The 2,904-nt window shown below is 75.9% G+C and carries 2 protein-coding genes; both read right to left on the bottom strand.

From position 1 onward, the window contains the following. Positions 1–1,298, bottom strand: a 1,298-nt coding sequence (locus I73_RS02475) for an FGGY-family carbohydrate kinase (RefSeq protein ID WP_022979170.1), incomplete at its 3' end; no start/stop codon positions are given. Then, the gene (locus I73_RS25530) at positions 1,295–2,782 is read right to left on the bottom strand and encodes a glycerol-3-phosphate dehydrogenase/oxidase (RefSeq protein ID WP_022979169.1); all 1,488 of its coding nucleotides are present in this window, start codon (positions 2,780–2,782) and stop codon (positions 1,295–1,297) included. The genes I73_RS02475 and I73_RS25530, both read right to left, overlap by 4 nt. Positions 2,783–2,904 lie beyond the last annotated feature (122 nt).

Genomic DNA, 2,904 nt, shown 5'->3' with positions numbered 1-2,904 from the left:
AAGACGTCGGCGGTGAGCTGCAGCACCGCATCGCTCTGGGCCCCGCCGCCGCTGGCGCGCAGCTGGGTGATGGGCTGGCCCGAGCGCCGCTCCAGCCGTTCGCGGCCCTCGCGCAGCGCATAGGCCAGGCCCTCCAGGATGGCGCGGTAGAGGTGGGCGCGGGTGTGGGCCTCGCCGAAGCCGATGATGGCGCCCTTGGCCTCGGGGCCGGGGTGGCGCACGCCGGGGCTCCAGGTGGGCTGCAGCGTCAGGCCCAGCGAGCCCGGCGGCACCTGGGCCACCAGCTCGTCGAACAGGGTTTCGGGCGCCACGCCCAGCACCTCAGCGGCGGCCTGCTCGGGCTGGCCGAACTGGTCGCGGAACCAGCTCACCAGCCAGAAGCCGCGCGTGACCTGCACCTCGGCGCTGTAGTGGCCGGGCACGGCGGCCGGGTAGGGCGGCACGAAGCGCTCGGGCTCCAGGTAGCGGGCGCTGGTGAGGTTGAGGGTGGCGGTGGTGCCGTAGCTGAGCGCGCCGATGCCGCTGCCCTGGGGGTCGAAGGCGCCGGCGCCCAGCACCTCGCAGGCCTTGTCGGCCGCGGCGGCCAGCACCGGCGTGCCCACCGGCAGGCCGGTGGTGGCGGCGGCCTCGCGCGTGACCTCCCCCAGCACGCTGCCCACCGGCTGCAGCGCGGGCAGCTGCTCGGGCCGCAGCGCCAGGGCCTGCCAGTGCCAGGACCCGCGTGCCGCCCACTGCTGGCGCCGGCTGTCGAAGGGCAGGTAGGCCACCTGGCTGCCGATGCTGTCGACCAGGCGGCCGGTCAGGCGCTGGTTGAGCAGGCCCGACATCAGCAGGAAGGCGTGGGCCTGGCCGTGCAGGGCCGGCTCGTGCTGGGCCCACCAGTTGAGCTCGGCGTCCTGCTGGAAGCGGCGCACCGTGCCCGACAGGCCGGTCAGCGCGAAGGCCGCGCGCCAGTGGGCGGCCACCCGCGGCAGCCGGGTGGCGCGGCGCTGGTCAGGCCAGATGATGGCCGGCGCCAGGCAGCGGCCCTGGGCGTCCACGGCCAGCATGGAGGCTCGCTGGGTGGTGACGACTACGCCAGCCACGCGAGCCGCTTCATGTCTGGCCCACACGCTCTGAGAGCAGGTCGTCGCGGCCTGCCAGAAGCCCTCTCCGTCGTGCGTCATCCAGCCGGGCTGGGGCCGCTGGTAGTTAGCAAAGACCTGCTGGGCGCGGGCCACCAGCGTGCCATCCAGCGCGAACAGCAGGGCCCGCACCGACTGCGTGCCCAGGTCGATGGCCAGGATCAGGTCTTTCATGCGGGCACCCCGTGGGTGGTGGTCATCAGTGCCAGGTAGCGGTCCTGTTCCTGCCGGAAGCGCTCGGCCGACCAACCCAGCGTCTCCTGGCACAGCGGCTGCAGCGCGGGCAGCAGGTCGGCGGCAAAGCCGGGCATCAGCAGGCCCAGCCGGCTGCGGCGCAGCAGCAGGTCGTCCAGGTGCTGCACCTGCTCGTGCAGCAGGCTGTGGCGCAGCTCGCCCCAGCGGGTGGTGGTGCCGGGGATGAGTGCGCCGCGGGCGGCCTGGCCGGCCAGCGCGCCCCAGCGGCCCTGCCAGCGCAGCGGCACGCCGGCCACCGGCGCGTGCGCGGGCAGGATGTCGCGGTGCACCGGCGGCGGCAGCGCGGGCAGCCAGGGCCGGGCGGCGGCCAGCGCGGCCTGGGCCATGCGGCGGAAGGTGGTGAGCTTGCCGCCGGCCAGGGCCACCAGGCCGTCCTGCGCCCAGACCAGGTGTTCACGGCTTTCCTGCGAGGGGGCCACCGGCTTGTCGCTGGCGATCACCGGCCGCACGCCGGCCCAGGTGCACTGCAGGTCGGCGGCGCCCACGCCGGCGCGGGGGAAGCTGTGGGCCAAGGCCGCCAGCAGGTAGCGCAGTTCCTCGGGCTGGATGCGCGGCTCGGTGCCCAGGTCGGGGTGGTCCAGGTCGGTGGTGCCCACGATCAGCCGGCCCTGCCAGGGGTAGGCGAAAACGGGGCGGCCGTCTTCCGGGTGGCGCCAGGCCACGGCACGGGCCAGTGGCAGACGCCACAGCGGCAGCAGCAGGTGGCTGCCCCGCAGCGGCCGCAGCCGCGGCGGCGTGGCGCCGGCCAGCGCGGCCACCGTGCCCAGCCAGGGCCCGCTGGCGCTGACGATGCAGCGGCAGGCGAGGTGGCGTTCGAAGCCGTCCGGCCCGCGCAGCGTGGCGCCGCAGATCTGGCCTTGCGCGTCGCGCTGCAGCGCGGTCAGCGTGGTGTGGTTGTGCAGCTCGGCGCCCAGGGTGCGGGCTTCCTGCAGCACCCGCAGGGTCAGGCGGGCGTCGTCGGTGGTGGCGTCCTCGTAGAGGCTGGCGCCGTCGTCGGTGGCCAGGCCGGGCACCAGCCAGGGGATGTCGGCGTTGCTGGCCCAGCCGCGGGCGCGCCGGCCGGCCAGGTGGTCGTACAGGCGCAGGCCGATCTGCATCGTGCGGCGGCCCGGCCCCAGGGGGCGGCGGTGCGCCATCACGAAGCCGATGCGCTCGACCAGGCCGGGCAGCTCGCGCAGCAGGGCCTCGCGCTCCTGCACCGATTCGCGCGTCAGGTGCAGCGCCCCGCTCTGCAGGTAGCGCAGGCCGCCGTGCACCAGCTTGCTGCTGCGGCTGGAGGCGCCCCAGGCGTAGTCGCGGGCCTCCACCAGGGTCACGCGCAGGCCGCGCCGGGCGGCCTCCAGCGCCACGCCGGCGCCGCTGACGCCGCCACCCAGCACCAGCAGATCGCAGTCGGGCTTCATGGCCGCGCCCTCACCGCAGGGGCCGCAGGTTGCCCGAGGCCCACAGGCCCTGCGGGTCGGCCTGGGGCGATGGCCGCCTCCAGCTGGGCCAGGCCGGCCGCGCCCTTTTCGGCGGCCAGGGC

Origin of the sequence: Ideonella sp. B508-1, from assembly GCF_000333615.1 — a bacterium.
Taxonomy (GTDB): domain Bacteria; phylum Pseudomonadota; class Gammaproteobacteria; order Burkholderiales; family Burkholderiaceae_C; genus Ideonella.
This window is presented reverse-complemented; position numbering and strand designations above follow the sequence as displayed.

Bases quoted from the DNA above. Each gene is read 5' to 3' on its own strand.
- I73_RS25530 (WP_022979169.1), bottom strand. From the start codon at position 2,782: ATGAAGCCCGACTGCGATCTGCTGGTGCTGGGTGGCGGCGTCAGCGGC.